Source organism: Flavobacterium hiemivividum, assembly GCF_004349145.1.
Lineage (GTDB): Bacteria > Bacteroidota > Bacteroidia > Flavobacteriales > Flavobacteriaceae > Flavobacterium > Flavobacterium hiemivividum.
In genome coordinates, this window is sequence record NZ_SMFO01000005.1 from 208,704 (window position 1) to 232,830 (window position 24,127).

The window sequence follows — 24,127 nt, forward strand, 5'->3', positions numbered from 1 at the left end:
AGTTCATAAATTCACGATAACAAAAAATAAAAGTTAAGAAAATTCCTAAAAAAAATACTAATACGAGTGCAATATTTCAATTATAGAAACTAAAAACCTCCACATATTACTGTTTTTATATTTTTTAACATTTAAATAACATTTAGATTTTAAATATGTAAGTTTACAAGACTAACCATAAACCAACCACATAATGAAAAAATTATTATTTATTCTAACTTTTATTTTTTCGGCAGGATTAACTGCACAAGAGATTAAAGTTTTCAGGAATTGTTACTGACGACTCAAATGTACCTTTACCAGGCACATCAGTCCTAGTACAAGGAACAACTAAAGGAACAACAACAGATGCTGATGGAAAATATTCAATTAGTGCAAAAATTGGAGAATTTTTACAGTTCACATTTGTAGGAATGGAAACTAAAACGCTAAAAGTTACAGGAACTACTTTAAACGCTAAGTTAGCCGAAAGCGGACTAACACTTCAAGATGTAGTTGTATTGGGGTCACGAAGTGCTCCTAGGACAGTAACTGAATCTGCGGTGCCAATTGATGTGATTAGTATGAAAGAGATTTCGTCACAAGGTGCACAAGTAAATTTAAATCAAATTTTGAACATGGTAGCACCATCGTTCACTTCAAACACTGCCACTGTTGCAGATGGAACGGACCATATTGACCCTGCACAATTAAGAGGTTTAGGTCCTGACCAAGTATTGGTATTGGTAAATGGAAAAAGAAGACATACTTCTTCTCTAGTCAACATTAATGGATCACCAGGTAGAGGTTCTGTAGGAACGGATTTGAATGCGATTCCAGCTTTTGCTATCGAAAAAATCGAAGTCTTGAGAGATGGAGCTTCAGCTCAGTATGGTTCTGATGCGATTGCAGGTGTGATCAACATCAATGTAAAAAAAGATACTAATAAATTTGATATTGCCCTTTTTGGAGGGAGTCATTTTTCTAAAGGAGCAAATGATCACAGAGGCGGTAATGATGGAAATAATGCACAAATAGACATGAACTACGGTACTAGTCTTGGTAAAGAGAAAAGTTTCATCAACGCAACGGCAAGTTTTCAATTAAGAGGGCAAACAGGAAGAGCGAAAGATGCTACTGGTACTTTGTTTAGTGCATTTAATGCTGTAGAGCAAAGAGCTGTAGAAGCTGGTACTAATATTAACGCATTATTTGGAAATATTGATAACACGCCAAACTCTACTCAAATTCTTGGTCTAATTAAAACTTATGCTCCACAAGTTAGTTATTTTACAGCCGGTCAACAAACTGCAATACTAGGTGCAACTTCTATTACGCAAATGCAAACCGCTTTGAATTTTGACGCAACAGCAGGAGAATTAGCTTATAGAAAATTAGAAAGAAGTGCCTTCAACATGGCGGTAGGACAATCGTCATTACAAAGTGGACAATTCTTTTTGAATGCAGCCTATCCAATTAATGACAATCTTGAAGTATACGCTTTTGGAGGTACAAGTTATAGAGAGGGTGAAGCAGCAGGATTTTACAGAAGACCAAATCAATCAAGAGCCTACACTGCTTTGTATCCAAATGGTTTCTTACCTGAAATACACTCTACAATTAATGACGTATCTGCAGCAGCAGGGCTTAGAGGAAATATATTCGAAACTTGGAATTTTGATTTAAGTAACACCTATGGTCAAAACACCTTCGACTACACGATCGAAAACACATTAAATACCACTTTAAGAGAACAATCTCCTACAGAATTTGATGCTGGAGGGTTAGGTTTTTCTCAAAACACAACCAATTTTGATGTAAGTAGAAAATTTGATAAACTGAATGTAGCATTCGGAGCAGAATACAGATATGAAAATTTTAAAATAAAGGAGGGACAACCAGAATCTTATAACACCTACGATATTAACGGAGGTATAGTTACTGCAACTACTCCGAATAATATTAAAGTAACTGATTTTTACGGATCTTTTAGACCTGGATCATCTCAGGTGTTCCCGGGTTTCAAACCGGTGAATGCAATTGACAAAGGAAGAAATAGTGCTGCAGTATATGCCGATCTAGAATATGATGTAACTGAAAAATGGCTATTGAACGGTGCCCTTCGTTACGAGAATTATTCTGATTTTGGAGGAACTACAAATTATAAATTAGCATCTCGTTACAAACTAACAGATAATATTAATTTACGTGGAGCAATTTCAACTGGATTTAGAGCTCCTTCATTACACCAAATCTACTTTAACTCTACAGCTACGCAATTCGTAGGAGGTGTACCATTTGAAGTAGGAACATTTAGTAATGATTCGCCAGCAGCTAAATTACTAGGAATTCCTCAATTAAAACAAGAAGAGTCTCAAAGTGCAAGTATTGGTTTTACAGCTAAAATTCCCGAAGCTAATCTTACCTTAACTGCAGATGCTTACATCGTAAATATCGATGACAGAGTCGTACTTACAGACCAGTTCTCTAGACCAGGAGGAAACCCAGATCCAGGAACTCCTGCGGCTCAATTAAACACTTTGTTTGATTCTGCTAATGCTACAGCAGCAACATTCTTTGCAAATGCAATTGACACAAAATCAAAAGGTATCGATGTTGTAATTAGCCATAAAGGAGATATCGGAAATGGTTTGACTTTAAAAACTGATCTATCTGGAACTATTTCTAAAACAACAAAGGTAGGTGATATCAATGCTTCCCCGATATTAGAAGCTAACGGCCAAATTAATAAATACTATTCTGAGACTAGTAGAATCTATCTAGAAGAGGCTGTGCCAAGAGTAAAAGCAAATTTAACCAATTCACTTTCTGTTAATAAATTTGATTTCTTCTTGAGAAACGTATATTTCGGTGAAGTTACTGACCCAAATACAGTTGATGTAAATGGAGACGGAAGAATTGAAGGCGCTATTATTAATGGTCAAATAGTTGAAACGGAACACCCAGTTTGGGGAGGAAAAGTTATAACAGACTTTTCAATTGCCTATAATTTTACTAAATCAGCAAAAATTGTTATTGGTGCAAATAATATCTTTGACATTTACCCAGATGCAAATTATGGTCCATCAACGGCAATCAAACCTAGAATCGTTAATGGTGCGGTTGATTATACTGCCGCTCCAACAACATCAGATTTGTCCAATTCAAACCAATTTACGTATTCAAGAAACGTATCTCAATTTGGACAAAACGGAAGATTCATTTTTACTAGAGTAAGCTTCAGCTTCTAATAAAACAGAAGCTATAAAATCCCAACCATCATGCACTGCATGGTGGTTTTTTTTTGGTTTTAACTTTCGATTGGAATAATTATAAACTTTGTAACTTTGCAATTCTAAATTATTGTCCCTTACACAAATGAATTTCCAAGTAGTATCCGATTACCTGCCAAAAGGCGACCAGCCACAAGCCATAGAAAAATTAGCTCAAGGAATAGTTGATGGAGATAAATTCCAGACTCTATTGGGAGTAACAGGATCTGGTAAAACGTTTACTGTGGCTAATGTTATTCAAGAAGTACAAAGGCCTACATTAGTTTTGGCTCATAATAAAACCTTGGCGGCTCAATTGTATTCAGAGTTCAAACAGTTTTTTCCTAATAATGCGGTGGAGTATTTTGTTTCTTATTACGATTACTATCAACCCGAAGCTTTTATGCCGGTGACAGGTGTTTTCATTGAAAAAGATTTGTCTATCAATGAAGAACTCGAAAAGATGCGATTAAGCACCACCTCTTCCCTACTCTCTGGTCGTCGCGATATCTTAGTTGTCGCTTCCGTTTCCTGCTTATACGGTATTGGGAACCCTGTAGAATTTCAGAAAAATGTAATTGAGATCGAAAGAGATCAAGTTATTTCAAGAACTAAATTATTACACCAATTAGTTCAGAGTTTGTATTCTAGAACAGAAGCCGATTTTACGCCGGGAAATTTCAGGATAAAAGGCGACACAGTCGAGGTTTATCCAAGTTATGCCGATGATGCGTTTCGAATTCATTTTTTTGGAGATGAAATTGAAGAGATTGAATCTTTCGATATAAAAACAGCAGCAGTTATTGAAAAACTCGAAAAACTGACCATTTATCCTGCAAACATGTTTGTAACATCGCCTGATGTATTGCAAGGTGCTATTTGGGAAATCCAGCAAGATTTAGTCAAACAAGTCGATTATTTCAAAGAAATTGGTAAACATCTCGAAGCAAAACGTTTAGAAGAACGTACAAATTTCGATTTAGAAATGATTCGAGAATTGGGTTATTGCTCTGGTATCGAAAATTATTCTCGTTACCTTGACGGAAGATTAGCAGGCACAAGACCATTTTGCTTATTGGATTATTTTCCAAAAGATTTCCTGATGGTAGTTGATGAAAGCCACGTCACACTTTCTCAAGTGCACGCCATGTACGGTGGTGACCGTAGCCGTAAAGAAAACTTAGTAGAATATGGTTTTAGACTTCCAGCTGCGATGGACAATCGTCCTTTGAAATTTGACGAATTTGAAGCTATGCAAAACCAAGTCATTTACGTATCGGCAACTCCGGCGGATTATGAATTACAAAAAACAGAAGGTGTTGTTGTAGAACAAGTCATCCGTCCTACAGGATTATTAGATCCCGTAATTGAAATTCGACCAAGTTTAAACCAAATCGATGATTTAATTGAGGAAATTCATGCGCGAAGTGAAGTTGACGAGCGAGTTTTAGTAACTACTTTAACCAAAAGAATGGCTGAAGAATTAGCTAAATACTTGACAAAAGTCAATATTCGCTGCCGCTACATCCATTCTGATATCGATACGCTAGAGCGCATCGAAATCATGCAAGACTTACGAAAAGGATTGTTTGATGTATTAATTGGAGTGAACTTACTTCGTGAAGGACTGGATCTACCGGAAGTTTCTCTGGTAGCCATTTTAGATGCTGACAAAGAAGGTTTCCTTCGTAGCCATCGTTCGCTGACACAAACTATTGGCCGAGCTGCAAGAAATTTAAATGGAAAAGCAATTATGTATGCTGATAAAATTACAGCAAGTATGCAAAAGACTATTGATGAAACAACGTACCGTAGAACCAAACAAATCAATTATAACACAGAGAACAACCAAGTTCCACAAGCACTGAACAAAAAAATAGAAAGTGCTTTTACTAAAAACCCATTAGTTGATTACGAACTAGGATTAACTTTAGATACCGCCGCTGAAACGGAAACCGAATATTTATCGAAAGCAGAACTAGAAAAACGAATTCGTGAAAAACGAAAAGCAATGGAGAAAGCTGCAAAAGATTTAGACTTTATGCAAGCTGCAAAACTGCGTGATGACATCAAAAAATTACAAGCACAACTTAGCTAATTTTGCTCCTCTTTATAAATTCGTACTAATACATCTTCAGGAATAGTGGTAGTTGGCGCTTTTTCGATTTTCTTCAAAACTCGTTTGGTAGCATCTGGATTCAACCCCATACTCATTCCAATTTGTTTAATTGATGCTGCTTCTCGTAAATACAAATTACCTTCACTATTTAATAATACTGCTAATCTATAAAATTGCTGAATTCTTTCTGACTCCTTCTTTTGCGAAAGTTTCGGTAATTTTTGATGGCATAAATCGTTAAAACCTCCTTTTTCGATATTCAACTCATTGGCAACTAGAAATAATAATTCGTATTCTTTTTTTTGCAAATGACCATCAACGGTCGAAAACGCAATCATCTCTTTGAGCAGGCTCCTTTTTTCTTCGTTCATAATAATTAATTTTAGCTAAAATATGGATTTTAAAATTAAAACCCTAAAACAAGCAGTGATTCAACAAATTACATCAATTATTTTATTATTCTTTTTTAGAACACTAGTTAAGCCCTTTTCAAAAACATAAAAACAGCTGCTGAAGATTATATTATAAACTTCACTCTTTAGCGGAGTTCACTACTTTTAGAGCTCCATTAAAAAAGTAGGAAACAAAAAAGAGAACCAGAATTGGTTCTCTTTACGTACTCTTATCTGGATCTGCTATTAATCATCCCAATCGTTATCGTCGTGTTTTTTATGACCTTTTCCTTTATATTTTTTGTCATAATGCTTCCCGTTGTGGTATTTTTTATTCTTATAATTTTTCTCGTAATATCTTCGATCGTCATGCCATCTATCATCACAGTCTTCACGTTCTACATATATTACACGTTCCTCACGATATTCAACATTTCTCCTTTGTGGCTCATAGCCGCGTTCATACTGACCCGATATAACTACTGATGGAAGTCCGATGTTGACACCCACTGAAACTTGCGCATTTATCGTGCTTGAGGCAAAAAAGGCGATTCCTAGTATTGCAAGTACTTTTATATTTTTCATATGTTCTAAAATTTAAATTACAACTATATTAACCCAAGCCAATAACTATGCCACTTAATTGTTCCACAAACAATGACAATTATTAAAGCCAACTGAAATCATTAACTACAAAAACTATACACACGCATAATCAAGTATTTACAATCTTAAAATAAAATATAAAAAAAATATTAGTGCTAACCAGAACTACTCATGCAGTTGTACAATAAAAATAATTACTATTTTTAGCTATAAAAACCCTTTTCAATGATTAAAAAACTACTTCCCACTCTTGCGCTATTATTTTTCCTGTCAAATACAATTGCTCAAGAAAGCACCGCCTCAAAACAAGTTTCTACTTTTACTATTAAAGCCCCAGAATTAAAAACCACAAAAAAAATATGGGTTTATCTTCCAAAGAATTACCAAACCTCCAAGAAAAATTATTCTGTTATTTACATGCACGACGCGCAGAATTTATTTGATGCTAAAACTTCCTATGCCGGCGAATGGAATCTTGACGAAAAGCTAGACAGTATAAATGCCCAGCTCATCGTAATAGGAATCGAACATGGGAATGAGAAACGAATGGAAGAGCTGACTCCCTTTAAAAACGAAAAATATGGTGGCGGAAATGCCGATGCCTATCTTGAATTTATTGTCAAAACTCTAAAACCAGCAATAGATAAAAAGTACAGAACAAAGACAAAAAAGAAAAATACATTAATAATGGGTAGCTCTCTTGGCGGATTAGTATCGTATTACGCCATTCTGAAATATCCAAATGTATTCGGGAAAGCGGGAGTTTTCAGTCCTTCATTTTGGTTCTCTAATAAGATATTCGACTTAACAGAAAATACTAAAAAAATAAAAACTAAAATTTATTTCCTCTGTGGTGATAAGGAAAGTGAAGATATGATTGCCGATATGAACAAGATGGAACATTTAGTAAATACAAAGCGATGCAGCTGTTTGCACCTAAATAAAAAGGAAATTATTAGTGGAGGCCAGCACAACGAAAAATTATGGCGTGATGGATTTACAAAAGCCATTCTATGGTTAGGATATTAACTAATTCCTTATATTTATAGACTGTTATCACAACTTATTTAAACAAAAATTTACATCCTCAATAAATTATGGAATTAATAATAAGAGCCTACGACCTTAAATTAAAACATACGTTCACTATTTCAAGAGAATCGATCGATTTCCAGCCTTCCTTAATTGTCGAATTGAAAAGCGGAGAATTTTCAGGTTTTGGTGAAGCCACCTCAAATCCTTATTACAAAACTACCGTTCCCGTAATGACGGAAGATTTGAACAAAATACGTAGTATTATTGAAGCAAGTGAAGGTGAAACACCTGAAGATTTTTGGAAAAAAATGCATTCTCATTTAAAAGAGGATATGTTTGCTTTATGTGCTTTGGACATGGCGTACAATGATTTGTACGCACGAATAAAAGGGAAGAAATTATATGAACATTGGAGCTATTCAATCGAAAATAATCCATTAACAGATTACACTATTGGGATTGCTTCTATAGACAAAATGGTTTCTAAAATGAAGGAGTTGCCATGGCCCATATATAAAATTAAACTTGGAACTAAAGAAGACATTGCCATAGTAAAAGAACTTCGAAAACATACAGATGCTATTTTTAGAATTGATGCAAACTGTGGTTGGGGAGTTGAAGAAACCATCAACAATGCTGTAGAATTGAAAAAATTAGGTGTAGAATTTCTGGAACAACCTATGAAAGCAGATAATTGGGAAGGACACAAGGAAGTTTTTAAACATTCAGTTCTTCCGATAATAGCCGACGAAAGTTGTATTATCGAAGAAGATGTCGCTAAATGCCACAACCATTTTCATGGCATAAACATAAAGTTAGTAAAATGTGGTGGCCTTACTCCGGCGCGACGCATGATTCAAGAAGCCAAAAACCTGGGTTTAAAAAAAATGGTAGGATGCATGACGGAATCCTCTGTCGGAATCTCAGCTATTGCTCATTTATTACCACAATTGGATTATGTAGATATGGACGGTGCGCTTCTTCTTGCAGAAGATATCGCAAATGGAGTGACCATAAAAAACGGAAAAATCAGCTATTCTGAGCTAAACGGAACTGGCGTTGTTTTAAAATAATCAGCAATGAAAATCAATCATTTTCCAGATAGAATTATTGAAGTTAAGGAAAAAAGTTACTTATATTTTGGCGGAACAGCTTATTTAGGAATGCCTGCCAACCCTGAATTCCAACAACTAATTGTAAAAAATATTCTGCGATGGGGTTCTGCTTACGGCAGTTCCAGAAATTCAAACATACAACTAACCGCATACGAAAAAGGAGAGCAATTTCTATCTGCTTATATACAAGCAGAAGCCACTGTTACTGTTTCTTCAGGAATGTTAGCCGCAAAATTAGTAATCGAAGAACTTAGCGACTCCACCGATGTTTTCTATTACTTTCCCAACACTCACACTGCGTTAAGAGTTTCTAATAGCTTACCCTTTTTTATCGAAAATGAGTTAAATCCGCGCTTGCTAGACACCAAACAGGAAAGAATAACAATTCTGACTGATGCCGTGCCTAGCTTTCAAATCAAAGCAGTGGATTTAGATGCTATTAATTTAATTTCGCCCAATAAAGAAGTTACTTTAGTCGTCGATGAATCGCATTCTTTGGGTGTTTTAGGAAATAGCGGCAGTGGGATTTACTCTTCGATAAACTATAAAAATGTTAAAAGAAAAATCATGCTCGCTTCTCTAGGTAAAGCGATGGGAGTTACCGGGGGTGTAATTGCATCTGATCAATACTTTATTAGTCAAATTATGAATAATCCCTCCTTTGTTTCAAGTGCAGGAATGAGCCCAGCTCTAATTGAGGCAGTGGGCGAAGCTGAAGGAATATATAAAAGTCAACATTTAAAATTAAAAAAAAATCTAAAATATATTGAAAGTATATTAGTCAAAAATAAAGCATTTGCCTTTCATCCTGACTATCCTGTAATTTATCCAGAGATGCCTGGAATCAATGAAGTGTTTACTAAAAATGACATCGTTGTAACTAATTTTAAATATCCTACCGATGGTAAAGATTTGAACAGAATCATATTTACCGCCAATCATACGGAGGACGATTTAAATAAAATAATTGCTATTCTAAACCAATACCAATTCTGAATCTAAAATTACGACCACTTACATTTTAAACGTACCTTTGTAAAAAATTAGAATATGATGACAAATAACGATATCTTCAAAAAACTACGTGTTGCCTTGATGCTACGTGATGACCAAATAGTTGAAATATTGGAATTAGTAGACTTTAGAATTACTAAATCAGAATTAGGCGCGTTTTTCCGTGATGAAAAACATGAAAATTATATGGAATGTGGTGACCAAGTGTTACGTAATTTCCTGAATGCTTTAGTTATTCACTTACGTGGGACAAAAGAGAATCCTAAAAATCCAAATGACGTTTTAGCAAAACACAAAGCTCAAATTCCTGCAAAAGAAGGGTCGAAAGAAAGACCTGAATTTAAAGCAAAACCTAGAGATCAAGAAAAGTCAAGAGGTGATGAAGCCCCTTCGAAAACAAAATCTGCGACAAAAAAACCGTCTAAGAAAGAGTACCCGAAAGGAAATTCAAAAACACAGGTAGTCGAAAAAGTGAAATACAATTTCGGAAAGAATAAAAAATAACACGCCATTGAAAACTGCAATAATTATTGGTAGTACTGGATTAATTGGTTCCCAATTATTGGATATCCTTTTAGAAAGTACTTATTACGACAGCGTAATTACTTTCGTAAAAAGAGATGCCGGAAAAGAGCACGCCAAATTAACGCAGCATATTATAGATTTTGATAAACCTGAAAGTTATCAAGATTTAGTTGTAGGTGACGATTTTTTCTGTACAATTGGCACAACTATCAAAAAAGTGGGCACTAAAGAAGCATTTAGAAAAGTAGATTTTGAATATCCACAACAGTTTGCTTCATTTGCCATAAAAAATAATGTCAAGCAATTTCTGATCATATCATCACTTGGTGCTGACAAAGCCTCCGGCAATTTCTATTTGAAAACCAAAGGAGAAATAGAAGACTTCTTGAAATTTTCGAGTTTTGAAAGTGTCGCGGTTGTAAGACCTTCGTTACTTCTAGGACACCGAAACGAGTTTAGATTAACTGAAAAAACGGCGGCTTTCGTTATGAAAATATTTTCCTTTTTATTTATTGGAAGTATTAGAAAATATAAACCTATAGAAAGTGAAACTGTAGCAAAAGCTCTTTTTAGAATTGCACAGAAAAACTTAAAAGGTTTTACAATATATGAATCTGATGAAGTTCAACAAATCGGAAACTAATAAAAACAAAAAATCCTGTTCGCCATGGCAAACAGGATTTTTTTGTACATTTAATTTATTGTACAACTATTTTAGCTGCTCAAATATGAAACTACTCCTAACCCTTCAATTATTATTCATTACGACACTATTTTTTGGACAAAATAATAAAACTAAAGAAGCTGCTTTGTTTCTTGATTCAGCTCTTATTTCTGCCGATACAATGAAGTACTTTAATCCTGACGAAATAGCGTCAGTCAATGTTATTAAAAATGATACGGTAATTAATAACCTACATTACGTTGGACAGATTCATATTACTTCCAAAAATCCAAAAAAATATGCATTTATAAATTTGGAACAAGTAAAATCTAAATTTACCAAAATAAAAAATAACGATGTGATTTATATGATAAATGGAGCATTTATTAAGGACAATTACAAGACGTTCAAAATAGATAAAAACTATATTTTAAAGATCGAAATCACCAATTCAAATGAGTTTTATAATTTAAGAGATAGTGCAGTCAAATTTGACATCATTAATATCTTGGTGAAAACCAAAGAAAATTTAGACAATGAAAACAAGATTATATTAAGAGGCTAAGAAGCAATTGGCGCAAAATAACTTTTTTAAAAAACAAAAAATCCTGTTTGCCGAGGCAAACAGGATTTTTTTATATCTAATAATTTCTAATTAAGAAAGCGCTGCTTTTACTTGGTCAGCTGCTTCTTGGAATTCAACAGCCGATAAAATTGGCATTCCTGAATTATCAATTAATTCTTTTGCAATAGCTGCATTTGTACCTTGTAAACGAACAATGATTGGCACTTTAATAGCATCTCCCATATTTTTGTAAGCGTCAACAACTCCTTGTGCCACACGGTCACAACGAACAATTCCACCAAAAATATTAATCAAAATTGCTTTTACGTTTGGATCTTTTAAGATAATACGGAAAGCAGTTTCAACACGTTTTGCATCAGCCGTTCCACCTACATCAAGAAAGTTTGCAGGCTCAAAACCAGCATACTTAATTAAATCCATAGTTGCCATTGCTAATCCAGCTCCGTTAACCATACATCCAACAGTTCCGTCAAGATCTACATAGTTTAATCCTACTTCTTTTGCCTCTACTTCGATTGGATTTTCTTCAAGAATATCACGCATCTCAGCATACGCTTTTTGTCTGTATAAAGCATTATCGTCAATATTAACTTTAGCATCAACAGCTAAAATTTTATTGTCAGATGTTTTTAAAACTGGGTTAATTTCAAACATGGAAGCATCAGAACCGATATATGCATTGTATAAAGAGTCGATGAATTTCACCATTTCTTTAAAAGCATTTCCAGAAAGACCTAAATTAAAAGCAATTCTTCTTGCTTGAAAACCTTGAAGTCCAACAGAAGGATCAACTTCTTCATTAAAGATTAAGTGCGGAGTATGCTCAGCTACTTCCTCGATATCCATTCCGCCTTCAGTAGAATACATGATCATATTACGACCTGTCGCTCTATTCAAAAGAACAGAAACATAAAATTCATTAGTTTCAGATTCACCAGGATAATAAACATCTTCAGCAACTAAAACTTTGCGTACTTTTTTACCTTCTGCAGAAGTTTGAGGCGTAACCAATTGCATTCCAATAATTTGTTCTGCAATCTCTTCTACTTGTTGTAAGTTTTTGGCAAGTTTTACTCCTCCACCTTTTCCACGTCCACCTGCATGAACCTGTGCTTTAATTACATACCAACTTGTTCCTGTTTCAGTAGTTAAATGTTTTGCAGCAGCTACAGCTTCAACTGCATTATTAGCAACGATACCGCGTTGAATGCGAACTCCGTAACTAGCTAAAATCTCTTTTCCTTGATATTCGTGTATGTTCATAATATAGAATTTGTCTGGCTCCTGAATTTATTTCAGAATATAAGTGGCACAAAAATAGCAAAATTCATCTGAACAGAAAAATCTTTTACCTATTTAAATTTCTTATATTATAAGTTCCATAATAATTACAAAATAACAGCGCAAATTAAACTTTTCGAAACATAAAAATAAATTAAAACAGTGATCCAAAAGTCACTATATCGTTTGAAATTAATTCCGTAAATTTGAACGTACCCCTCCCATTTATCATTATATCGTCTCAATAGAAAAATCAGTTTACCAATATTGTAATTCAGCTATGCCTAAAAATGATTATTGACATTTATTTACCGTTATTCTAATTTTATAGCAAAAATTACCCGTTTTACCCCATTTCAATACATTAAACGCAATGAAATCTCTATTTTTGTATAAAAAAAATTATAAAGACATGAAAGTTAAAGAACAAGGCCTTTATTTGCCCGAATTTGAACATGACAACTGTGGCGCAGGATTTATTTGTAATTTAAATGGAATTAAATCTAATGACATTATACATAAAGCACTCGACATCTTAATTAAATTAGAGCATCGTGGTGCAGTAAGCGCTGATGGAAGAACAGGAGATGGAGCAGGAATTCTTTTTGATATTCCCCATGATTTTTTTAAAAAAGTATGTGACTTTACTTTTCCAGAAACGAGAGAATATGCGGTAGGAATGGTTTTTTTACCAAAAAAGGAAAACCAATCTGATTTTTGCAAAACTACTTTTGAAACTGCGATTCGCAATCAAAATTTGAATATCATCGGATGGAGAGATGTTCCTGTGGACGTTTCCAACCTTGGACAAATAGCAGCCGAAAAAGAACCAACAGTAAAACAAGTATTTATTGGTAAGAATGGATTGGAACTAACCGAACAACAATTCAACGCCAAATTATTTGCAGCAAGAAAAATAGCCGAACATACAATTCTGAGTTCAAAAACTTCAGAAAGTCATATGTTTTATTTCTCTAGTTTATCAACAACAACTATAATATATAAAGGTTTATTAATGCCAGAAGACATTAGTAGATACTATACTGATTTAACCGATACCGATTTAGTTACTCGACTAGCTTTAGTTCACCAGCGTTTTTCGACTAATACTTTTCCTTCTTGGGAGTTAGCACAGCCTTTTAGATACATGTGTCATAATGGTGAAATAAACACCCTTCGTGGAAACGTAAGTAGAATGCGTGCTCGTGAAGAATTAATGCAAAGTGACGTATTCGGCGATGATATCAAAAAATTGTTTCCTATAATATTAGATGGTAAATCGGATTCCGCTTCTATGGATATGGTTGTCGAATTGTTATTAATGACGGGACGTTCATTGCCTGAAGTTATGATGATGGTCGTTCCTGAGGCATGGGAAAAACACCAAACCATGTCCGACGATAAAAAAGCGTTCTACGAGTACAATGCTTGTATTATGGAACCATGGGATGGTCCTGCTTCTATTCCGTTTACGGATGGAAACGTGATAGGTGCACTTCTTGACAGAAATGGATTGCGTCCTTCGCGCTACACACTTACAAAAGAAGGTTTTGTAATTATGGCATCCGAAATAGGTGTTCTTGATATAAAGCCAGAAGATGTAGTCCAGCACGGCCGACTAGAACCAGGAAAAATGTTCCTTGTAGATATGAATGAAGGTCGAATTATAGAAGATGATGAGATCAAGAATGCTATTGTAACCAAACGTCCTTACAGAAAATGGCTAGACGAAAATTTATTACAATTATCTCAAATACCATATACTAATAATAGCACTCTTACTGAAAAGGTAGATTTCGAAACGAGATTACGATTATTTGGTTACACGATTGAAGATGTTAAGACCGTAATCACCCCAATGGGAGCCAAAGGCGCAGAGGTTATTAGTTCCATGGGGAATGATACTCCATTAGCTGTACTATCAGACCAACCCCAACTTTTATATAATTATTTCAAACAATTATTCGCGCAAGTTACGAATCCACCTTTGGACGGAATTCGTGAAGAAATTATTACCGATGTTAGCTTAGCGATTGGAGGAGATTTCAACATTTTTGACATTGCTCCAAAGCATTGTAAAAAGTTAAAAATTCAGAATCCGGTAATTTCAAAAGAAGATTTAGATAAAATAAGAAATATTGACCATCCCGATTTCAAATCGGCGACGATCTCTACCTTATATGAAATAGAAAAAGGAGCAAATGGACTAGAGCGTGCGCTAGAAAAATGTGTTCAAGCAACTTTCAAAGCAGTACAAGAAGGATACAATATCATTATACTTTCAGACAGAGGAGTTAGCGACAAAAAGGCTCCAATACCAATGCTATTAGCTTGTTCTTACATTCATCATTCGTTGAATCTTCTAAAAGTTCGCTCTAAATTCGGAATTATAATTGAATCTGCAGAACCACGTGAACCACATCATTTTGCCCTTTTATTTGGATATGGTGCAAGTGCCATTAATCCTTATTTAGTAAATGAAATTATCCATGATCAAGTTGAGAAAGGATCCATTACAGGTATTACACCTGAATATGCAATTGCAAATTATAATAAAGCGATTGCAAAAGGGATTCTGAAAATCATGAATAAAATTGGTATCTCTACTTTACATTCGTATCGAGCTGCTCAAATTTTTGAAATTTTAGGTTTAAACAAAACTTTTTCTACTAAATATTTCCCCTACACTCCTTCCAGAATTGAAGGAATCGGTTTAATGGAAATCGAAAAAGAAATTAAAAAAAGGTACCAGAAAGCATTCCCAAATTCGAAAGTAGCTAATCTATTGTCTCTCGAAATTGGAGGAATCTACAGATGGAGAAGAACGGGAGAAAAGCATATGTTTAACCCTACTACTATTGCTAAATTGCAACAAGCAGTTCGTTTAAACAGTCCTGAGAGTTATAAAGAATATTCAACTATGGTCAATGACCAAAGTAAAAACCTAATGACAATTAGAGGTTTATTCGAATTCAATAACTTGGATCCTATTTCAATTGATGAAGTAGAACCGTGGACAGAAATTGTAAAAAAATTCAAAACTGGTGCGATGTCTTATGGATCGATAAGCCAAGAAGCGCATGAGAACTTGGCGATTGCCATGAACAGAATAGGCGGAAAAAGCAATTCTGGAGAAGGTGGAGAAGATCCCCAACGTTTTCAAAAGGATCAAAACGGAGATTCCAGAAATAGTGCGATCAAACAAGTGGCTTCAGGAAGATTTGGAGTTTCTATTAACTATTTGACCAGTGCCAAAGAGATTCAGATAAAAATGGCCCAAGGTGCTAAACCGGGTGAAGGTGGACAACTACCAGGCGAAAAAGTAGTGCCATGGATTGCAAAGGTTAGAAATTCAACTCCTTATGTTGGATTAATTTCTCCCCCTCCGCATCACGATATTTACTCAATTGAGGATTTATCACAATTGATATTTGATTTAAAAAATGCCAATCGTGAAGCTCGTGTAAACGTTAAGTTAGTTTCTGAAGTAGGGGTTGGAACAATTGCTGCCGGTGTTGCAAAAGCAAAAGCGGATGTGATTTTGATCTCAGGTTACGACGGAGGAACTGGTGCTGCACCATTGACTTCATTACAACATACAGGTATTCCTTGGGAACTTGGACTTGCCGAAGCACAACAAACACTAATATTAAATGATTTAAGAAGTCGTGTTGTATTAGAATGCGACGGGCAATTGAAAACAGGCCGTGATGTTGCAATTGCTGCCTTATTAGGAGCGGAAGAGTTTGGTTTTGCGACTGCACCTCTAGTGGCTTCAGGTTGTATTATGATGAGAGCTTGTCATTTAAACACTTGTCCCGTTGGTATTGCTACTCAAGATCCTGAATTAAGAAAAAATTTCAAAGGAACACCAGAGCACATCATTAATTTCATGTATTTTATTGCTGAAGAGTTGAGAGAAATCATGGCTCAGTTAGGCTTTAGAACATTGAAAGAAATGGTAGGACAATCACAAAAACTGAATGTCAACAAAGCCATCAAACATTATAAAGCAAGTGGTTTAGATTTATCTACTATTTTGTACAAACCAGAAAAAGCGAAAACAGTACCAAATCACAATACAACTACTCAAGATCATGCATTAGAAAATGTACTTGATTTTGCAATCATAAAAGAAGCTATTCCTTCGATTTATAGAAAAGAAAAAACGAGAGTAACGTTTAAAATTAAAAACACAGACCGTTCTGTAGGTGCAATTTTAAGTAACGAAATCTCAAAAATATACGGTGCCCAAGGTTTGCCAGACGACACTATTCTTGTAGATTTTGAAGGTTCTGCTGGACAAAGTTTTGGTGCCTTTGCTACTAATGGATTGTCATTTAAAATTCATGGTAACTGTAACGATTATTTAGGAAAAGGACTTTCTGGAGGTAAATTAATTATCAAAGTTCCTCCTACTGCAACGTTTAAACCAGAAGAAAATATAATTATTGGTAACGTAGCATTGTATGGAGCTATAACTGGTGAAGCCTATATTAATGGTATGGCCGGAGAGCGTTTCGCTGTAAGAAATTCTGGAGCAACAGCAGTTGTAGAAGGAATTGGGGATCATGGATGTGAGTACATGACCGGAGGAACAGTAGTTGTTTTAGGTAAAACGGGACGAAATTTTGCTGCAGGTATGAGTGGTGGTGTTGCTTACGTTTTTGATGAGAAAAAACAATTCGAAAATGGTTTATGCAATATGGAAATGGTTGCTTTAGAAACATTAGAAGAGGATGATTTGAAAAAACTAAGACGATTAATCAAAAATCACTCGATGTATACTAACAGTCCGTTAGCCACAAGAATCTTGAAAGATTGGGAAAACCAACAAAAACATTTCATCAAAGTAATGCCTACCGATTATAAAATAGCATTACAACGATTAGCAGAAGAAAAGAAAATTGAAGAATTAATAGCATAGTCATGGGAAAGATAGGTGGATTTAAAGAATACAATAGAACTGACGAAAGTAATATAGAAGTAAAGGATCGTGTCTCAAATTATAATGAGTTTACAATTCCTTTATCGAAAGATAAAATTAAAGAACAAGGATCGAGATGTATGGATTGCGGAATTCCATTTTGCCATAGCGCCTGTCCTTTAGGAAATTTGATTCCTGACTTTAACGATATGGTTCATCAGGAAGAATGGCAAAGTGCTTTGGAGATTTTACAATCAACAAATAACTTTCCTGAATTTACTGGTCGCTTATGCCCTGCTCCATGCGAAAAATCATGTGTGTTAGGTATTATCGAAGAACCTGTAGCAATTGAAAACATTGAAAAAAACATAATCGAAAGAGGTTTTGCAGAAGGATGGATCAAGCCACAAGCTCCATTAAAAAGAACTGGTAAAACAGTAGCTGTGATTGGCTCCGGACCTGCCGGATTAGCTGCTGCTCAGCAATTAAATAGAGCGGGGCACACTGTAACTGTTTTCGAAAGAGATAATGCTATTGGTGGACTATTGCGCTACGGAATTCCTAATTTTAAATTAGAAAAAGGAATAATTGACCGACGCGTACTCATATTAGAAGCCGAAGGAATTATCTTTAAAACGAATGTAAATGTTGGAGTAAACTATAGTGTAGAACAATTGAATGAATTTGATTCAATCGTATTGTGTGGTGGAGCTACCGAAAGAAGAAGCTTACCTACTAAAGGAATTGAAATAAAAGGAGTTGTTCAGGCAATGGACTTTTTAACTCAGCAAACTAAAGTAGTTTATGGAGAAGTTATTCCTGACCAAATCAAAGCGACTGCGAAAGACGTTATCGTAATTGGTGGTGGAGATACGGGTTCTGACTGTGTAGGAACATCAAACAGACACGGAGCAAAATCCGTTACTAATTTCGAAATTATGCCTAAACCACCAGTTGGAAGAAGCGAAACTACACCTTGGCCTTTCTGGCCTTTGCAATTAAAAACATCCTCTTCTCATGAAGAAGGTTGTGATAGAAACTGGTTAATCAATACCAAAGAATTTATTGCAAATGAAAAAGGAGAACTGGTAGGATTAAAAACTGTAGAAGTAGCTTGGAAAATGACTCCAGGACAACGACCAGAATTAGTCGAAAAGGAAGGCTCTGAGAAAACATGGCCTTGTGATTTGGCTTTACTTGCTCTTGGATTTACAGGTCCTGAAAAAACCTTGAGTGACCAACTGGGATTAGAAACTGATATGCGTAGCAATTATAAAGCAAAAAATTATCAAACAAATGTACCGCACATCTTCACCGCTGGTGATATGCGAAGAGGACAATCTTTAATTGTTTGGGCAATCTCCGAAGGCCGTGAAGCAGCAAGAGAAGTTGATAATTATTTAATGGGCTACACTAATTTACCTACAAAAGGGAATGGTGATTTACCCGGTCTATAAATGATACTACTATCGAAAAATGGCTGTCAGATTTTTTTTCTGACAGCCATTTTTATTTGAGTGTATCAATAAATCATACTAAGTCAGATTTATGCCAACTATTTTAATTTTAGAACGCCTTATTTAAGAATGTTGAATCTAATTAATTAAAACGTACTTAATGTTGTATTTATAACTTTTTGTTACAAATTGTTAGAATTTAAATATTCCCTTGTTATATCAATAAAGAATAATAAATTTGCTAAAAAATAATAACGATGCAATCAAAAGATCTACTACAATTAGCCGAACAATTTGGAAGTCCAATTTATGTTTACGATGCCGAAAAAATAAAATCTCAATACAATAGATTAACTAAGGCATTTTCTAAGGTAGAGAAGTTGCGTATCAATTATGCCATGAAAGCATTGTCTAATATTGCCATCCTTCAACTTTTAAAAGAAATGGGATCTGGTCTTGATACGGTATCGATTCAAGAAGTTCTATTAGGCCTTCATGCTGGATATGATCCAGAAAAAATATTTTATACGCCAAACGGAGTTTCTCTTGAAGAAATTGAAGAAGTACACGCTATGGGAGTACAAATCAATATTGATAATCTATCCATACTAGAGCAATTTGGTGCAAAACATCCTAATGTGCCGGTTTGTATTCGTATCAATCCTCATGTAATGGCGGGCGGTAACACTAACATTTCTGTAGGACATATCGATAGTAAATTCGGAATTTCTATCCATCAATTACCTCATTTAGTTCGAATTGTAGAAAATACAAAGATGAACATAGTAGGTATTCACATGCATACAGGTTCAGATATTCTTGATATCGAAGTGTTTTTATATGCTGCCGAAATTTTATTCGACGCAGCCAAAAACTTTAAAAACCTTGAATTTCTAGATTTCGGAAGTGGATTTAAAGTTCCGTACAAAAAAGATGATATCGAAACTGACATTGAAGAGTTAGGTAAAAAATTATCTAAAAGATTCAATGCTTTTTGCACTGAATACGGTAAAGAATTAACTTTAATATTCGAACCAGGGAAATTTTTGGTAAGTGAAGCTGGTTCATTTTTAGTAAAAGTAAATGTAATTAAACAAACAACATCGACTGTTTTCGCTGGAGTTGATAGTGGTTTCAATCATTTAATCCGTCCAATGTTATATGGATCACAACACCATATCGAAAACATTTCTAATCCTAAAGGAAAAGAACGTTTCTATTCAGTAGTAGGTTATATATGTGAAACGGATACATTTGCTAATAATAGAAGAATTTCAGAAATTAAAGAAGGCGATATATTAAGTTTTAGAAATGCGGGTGCTTACTGTTATTCTATGGCATCTAACTACAACTCACGATACAAACCAGCTGAAGTATTATGGATGAACGGCGAAGGGCATTTAATACGAGCTCATGAAACCTTTGAAGATTTGCTTAAAAATCAAATTCCACTTCCCATAACAACGGCAACAGCCTAAAATAACATTCCCATTCGTTCCTGACGAATGGGATTTTTTTTTCTTTAAAAAAGCAACCAAAAAAACATATTTACAAAAAAATAAACAGTTCTTAACATACTAAATGAAGTAGTTTATTTACATTTGAATTTCCTACAAAAAAAATCAAAAACAATGAATAGACGGAAATTTTTCAAAAACGGTTCTTTATTTGCAATTGGAGCGACCGTATTAAATCCTTTCGAAGGAAATGCAAAAGAACTTGATTTTGATACTTTAAAAAAGAATACAAAAGCAAAAAATATCATTGTTATTGTTAGCGATGGAATGAGCATTGGTACGCTAAACATGGCTGATATTTACCTCAATAGAAAAACTGGAAAAGGGAGTAACTGGATTCAACTATATAAAGACAATAAAGTAACTCGAGGTTTGATGGATATGGCTTCGGCTTCATCAATCGTTACTGATTCCGCAGCAGCAAGTTCTTCTTGGGGAAGTGGTTTCCGTGTAAAAAATGGTTCTTTAAATGTTGGCATAAATGGAGAAGACTACCTTCCAATTTGGCAAAAATTTAAAAAAGCCGGAAAAATGGCGGGTTGTGTGACTACAGTTCCTATTACTCATGCCACACCTGCTGGATTTTGTGTTGCTTCAAAAAGCAGAAATAGTCAGGACAGCATAGCCGAAATGTATCTTGACCTGAAATTTGATATTATGATGGGCGGCGGAAATAACTATTTTTCTTCTGAAAGCCGCAAAGATAAACGCGATCTGTATCAAGAGTTTTCTAACAATGGATTTTCTGTAGTAAAAAACAAAAGTGAAATGTTTGCTTGCGGTAATAGCAAACCTATTCTTGGTGTATTTTATAACGATGGACTACCCTATTCTAAAGATAGAGAAAGTAGTAAAGAATTAACCGGAACTATTCCAACATTAGCAGAAATGGCACAACGTGCTATTGATAAAATGAAAGATCATCCCAATGGTTTTGTACTTCAAGTAGAAGCTGGAAAAGTGGACTGGGCGGCACATGGGAACGATATTACAGGTCTACTTTACGATCAAGTAGCACACGATGAAGTTGTAAAACTTGCTATTGATTTTGCTGAAAAAGATAAAAACACCCTTGTAATTATTACCACTGACCATGGAAATGCCAATCCGGGAATTATCTACGGTAGAGATGCAGATGCTAATTTTGATAGTATCCAAAATTACAAACAAACTAATGAATGGATTTTAAATGGAATTGGCCAAGAAACTATGGTTTCTCAGTTAATTGACAGAATCGAATACGCTAATAAAACAATTCTAAAACAGGACGAAGCTAAGGAAATTTTAAATTTTTATTCGAATATAAAATTAGAAGAAGGTCTTTATAATCCGAGACATTTGCCTTTCAAACTACTAGCTGACATTCAAAAGAAATACAATTCAGTTGGCTGGATTAGTATGGATCATTCTGCTGATTATAGTGAACTAGCGATGTATGGGCCTGGAAGTGATTTATTAAAGCCTTTCATTAAAAATACGGACTTACATCATTTAATGTTAGAAGCTGCTGAAGTAGAAAATAAATTTTAGCATCTATTTAAGTTACAAGCTAAAAAAACTCCTGTCTCATTCAAAGACAGGAGTTTTTTTTTTAGCCCACAAAATTAAAATAATTTATTTTTTTTCTAAGAGGGTTTCCAATACTTCTGCTTCTGTTCCATTGGTAAAAGGAATCTTCAACATCTGCGAAAGTGTTGGTGCAATTTGTGTAATATATTTTTTAGAGTGTAATTCTCCCTTTGGCACTTGCCATCCATAAAAAAGCAATGGTACATGTGTATCATAACTATTAGGCGAACCATGTGTAGTCCCAGTTGCTTGATATTGCATATACCCCGTTTTATCCAGAATAACAATCTCGCCATTCTGTTTAGGGTCATAACCCTTAGAAATAAAGCTTAAAAAATAATCATCACCAGAAGATGCTAAAATTTCTTCCTCAGTATACACTCTCTTTACTTGTTCTTGTGTCATCAAAAACTCTTTGAAGCTTTGTTTTACTTTCGTTAATTCTAAACCTTTCTGTTTTATAATTTCTTTATTGAAAAAAAGATTAAAATTTGAATAATCCAATACTAAATCAGCACCGAAAGTTTCATTAGAATACTTTCTTAATGCCGTAATAATATCTTTTGAAGGAATATTTTTCACGTTGTATTTATTATCCTTTAAATAATTGGGGTTTTCGGCGCCAGCGTGATCGGCAGTCAGAAAAAGTAAATAATTATCCTTTCCCACTGTCTTATCTAAATAGTTTAAAAATTGAGCTAATGTTTGATCTAAACGCAAATAAGTATCCTGCAATTCCATAGAACGCGGACCAAAAGTATGGCCTACATAATCTGTGGAAGAAAAGCTAACGGTTAAAAAATCCGTAATATCATCTTTCCCCAACTCTTCTTTTTCAATGGCTTTCATCGCTAATTCAGCCAAAATATCATTACCAAAAGGTGTAGTTCTTAAAACATCTGCTCCTCTTTCTTTATATATCTTACTCAAATCGTATGGAAAAACTGGCGCATTAGCTTTATCTAATTTCCCTTCATACGGATTATCATCAGCAAGGCTTTCATTATAAGTAGCAATCGGCTTCAATAAATCCCAACCTTTATTAATATAATTCATATATCTTTTGTCTTGGTTGAATTCAGTTACCCAATTCGGTAACGCAGCACCATAAAAAGTACTAGAGATAAAAGCACCTGTTTTACTATACCAAAATGCCCAGTTGGCAAAATGACCTGCAGGCAAAATTGCACCACGATCTTTTATACTTAATCCAATTACTTTTCCTTTAAAATTAGTTGCCATTCGCAACTCATCAGTAATAGTAGTGCTTAATAAATTTTTAGGAGACATTGCCCCTTCTTCTTCTGTCCCGTCACCTATTGTTTTAACGGATTTATCTTCCGTACAATACATATCTTTTCCTATGGCTTTATTAAACCAATCATTTCCAACAATACCATGTGTGGAAGGTGTAGTACCAGTATAAATACTTGCATGACCAGGAGCAGTATACGTTGGCACATAATTATAATGCATATTATGAAAAGTATATCCATTATTCATCAATCTTATAAAACCATTTGTAGAAAAATCTTCTGAAAAGCGATATAAATATTCCATTTTCATTTGGTCAACCACTATCCCTACCACTAATTTAGGGCGTTGTTGCGCTTGAATTGTAAGAACAAAGCTTAAAAGTAAATACAAAAATATTTTTTTCATAATCAAATTTTTTGATAACAAAAATACCCATAAACTTTAATACAGATTAAGAAAAAACGGATTTATTTTTTATTAAAATCTGAGACTGATCCTATATATGTATACCGATTCCAAGTTTGAATCCGATTAAAAACAAAAAAGCCTATCTTTTCAGATAGGCTTTTCAAAGAAAGGCGACGACATACTCTCCCACATAACTGCAGTACCATCTGCGCAGGCGGGCTTAACTACTCTGTTCGGGATGGGAAGAGGTGAGCCCCGCCGCAATAACCACCTTAAGAGGTTATAATTGCTTTGGGCAATTATTGTAATGTTGTTTATTGTTTTATAAACAGCAATCACATAATATCTTAACATACTGAGATAAAGATTTATCCTGAATTTATTTCAGGAACTATTAAAAGACT

At 34.6% G+C, this 24,127-nt stretch carries 16 protein-coding genes and 1 rRNA gene; 12 read left to right on the top strand and 5 right to left on the bottom strand.

Annotated elements, in window-relative coordinates; translation table 11 throughout:
- Positions 1-269 precede the first annotated feature (269 nt).
- Both E0F98_RS09420 and uvrB read left to right on the top strand, forming a co-directional pair.
- The gene (locus E0F98_RS09420) at positions 270-3,230 is read left to right on the top strand and encodes a TonB-dependent receptor (protein WP_449404272.1); all 2,961 of its coding nucleotides are present in this window, start codon (positions 270-272) and stop codon (positions 3,228-3,230) included.
- 127 nt (positions 3,231-3,357) lie between these two features.
- Complete coding sequence (gene uvrB / locus E0F98_RS09425; protein WP_132110792.1) at positions 3,358-5,349, top strand: excinuclease ABC subunit UvrB; 1,992 nt, start codon at positions 3,358-3,360, stop codon at positions 5,347-5,349.
- On the opposite strand, the gene E0F98_RS09430 is transcribed toward uvrB, so the two are convergent.
- Together E0F98_RS09430 and E0F98_RS09435 are read right to left on the bottom strand one after the other, a co-directional pair.
- Entirely contained in the window at positions 5,346-5,741 is a 396-nt protein-coding gene (locus E0F98_RS09430) for an excinuclease ABC subunit B (RefSeq protein WP_132110794.1), read from the bottom strand. The genes uvrB and E0F98_RS09430 overlap by 4 nt on opposite strands.
- Before the next feature lie 267 nt (positions 5,742-6,008).
- Positions 6,009-6,347: a hypothetical protein gene (locus E0F98_RS09435; protein ID WP_132110796.1), complete on the bottom strand. Its 339-nt coding sequence runs from the start codon at positions 6,345-6,347 to the stop codon at positions 6,009-6,011.
- Between the two features lie 246 nt (positions 6,348-6,593).
- Between E0F98_RS09435 and E0F98_RS09440 the strand changes: the two genes are divergently transcribed.
- From E0F98_RS09440 to E0F98_RS09465, 6 genes are all read left to right on the top strand, one after another.
- A complete protein-coding gene (locus E0F98_RS09440; RefSeq protein ID WP_132110798.1) occupies positions 6,594-7,397 on the top strand; it encodes an alpha/beta hydrolase in 804 nt (267 codons plus the stop codon).
- A 68-nt stretch (positions 7,398-7,465) separates the two neighbouring features.
- Positions 7,466-8,476: a dipeptide epimerase gene (locus E0F98_RS09445; protein WP_132110800.1), complete on the top strand. Its 1,011-nt coding sequence runs from the start codon at positions 7,466-7,468 to the stop codon at positions 8,474-8,476.
- A gap of 6 nt (positions 8,477-8,482) precedes the next feature.
- Positions 8,483-9,514 carry an aminotransferase class I/II-fold pyridoxal phosphate-dependent enzyme gene (locus E0F98_RS09450; RefSeq protein ID WP_132110802.1) on the top strand — a complete coding sequence of 344 codons (1,032 nt, stop codon included), beginning with the start codon at positions 8,483-8,485 and terminating at the stop codon, positions 9,512-9,514.
- A gap of 57 nt (positions 9,515-9,571) precedes the next feature.
- A complete protein-coding gene (locus E0F98_RS09455) occupies positions 9,572-10,036 on the top strand; it encodes a DUF1456 family protein (RefSeq protein ID WP_132110834.1) in 465 nt (154 codons plus the stop codon).
- Between the two features lie 7 nt (positions 10,037-10,043).
- Entirely contained in the window at positions 10,044-10,700 is a 657-nt protein-coding gene (locus tag E0F98_RS09460; protein ID WP_132110804.1) for an NAD(P)H-binding protein, read from the top strand.
- A gap of 85 nt (positions 10,701-10,785) precedes the next feature.
- Positions 10,786-11,286 (top strand): hypothetical protein, encoded by a 501-nt coding sequence (locus E0F98_RS09465; RefSeq protein WP_132110806.1) that lies wholly within the window; start codon positions 10,786-10,788, stop codon positions 11,284-11,286.
- Between the two features lie 90 nt (positions 11,287-11,376).
- Here E0F98_RS09465 and sucC read toward each other — a convergent pair whose 3' ends face one another.
- Positions 11,377-12,570, bottom strand: a complete 1,194-nt coding sequence (gene sucC / locus E0F98_RS09470; protein ID WP_132110808.1) for an ADP-forming succinate--CoA ligase subunit beta — start codon at positions 12,568-12,570, stop codon at positions 11,377-11,379.
- Between the two features lie 430 nt (positions 12,571-13,000).
- Between sucC and gltB the strand changes: the two genes are divergently transcribed.
- The 4 genes from gltB (at position 13,001) to E0F98_RS09490 (ending at position 22,019) form a co-directional block, all read left to right on the top strand.
- Positions 13,001-17,515, top strand: a complete 4,515-nt coding sequence (gltB, locus tag E0F98_RS09475; RefSeq protein WP_132110810.1) for a glutamate synthase large subunit — start codon at positions 13,001-13,003, stop codon at positions 17,513-17,515.
- A 2-nt stretch (positions 17,516-17,517) separates the two neighbouring features.
- Entirely contained in the window at positions 17,518-18,972 is a 1,455-nt protein-coding gene (locus E0F98_RS09480) for a glutamate synthase subunit beta (protein WP_132110812.1), read from the top strand.
- 257 nt (positions 18,973-19,229) lie between these two features.
- Positions 19,230-20,450 (top strand): diaminopimelate decarboxylase, encoded by a 1,221-nt coding sequence (lysA, locus tag E0F98_RS09485; protein WP_132110814.1) that lies wholly within the window; start codon positions 19,230-19,232, stop codon positions 20,448-20,450.
- A 153-nt stretch (positions 20,451-20,603) separates the two neighbouring features.
- A complete protein-coding gene (locus tag E0F98_RS09490) occupies positions 20,604-22,019 on the top strand; it encodes an alkaline phosphatase (protein WP_132110816.1) in 1,416 nt (471 codons plus the stop codon).
- An 84-nt stretch (positions 22,020-22,103) separates the two neighbouring features.
- On the opposite strand, the gene pafA is transcribed toward E0F98_RS09490, so the two are convergent.
- Positions 22,104-23,720 (bottom strand): alkaline phosphatase PafA, encoded by a 1,617-nt coding sequence (gene pafA / locus E0F98_RS09495; protein ID WP_132110818.1) that lies wholly within the window; start codon positions 23,718-23,720, stop codon positions 22,104-22,106.
- Positions 23,721-23,888: 168 nt separating this feature from the next.
- Positions 23,889-23,998: ribosomal RNA gene (rrf, locus tag E0F98_RS09500) — 5S ribosomal RNA — on the bottom strand.
- Positions 23,999-24,127 lie beyond the last annotated feature (129 nt).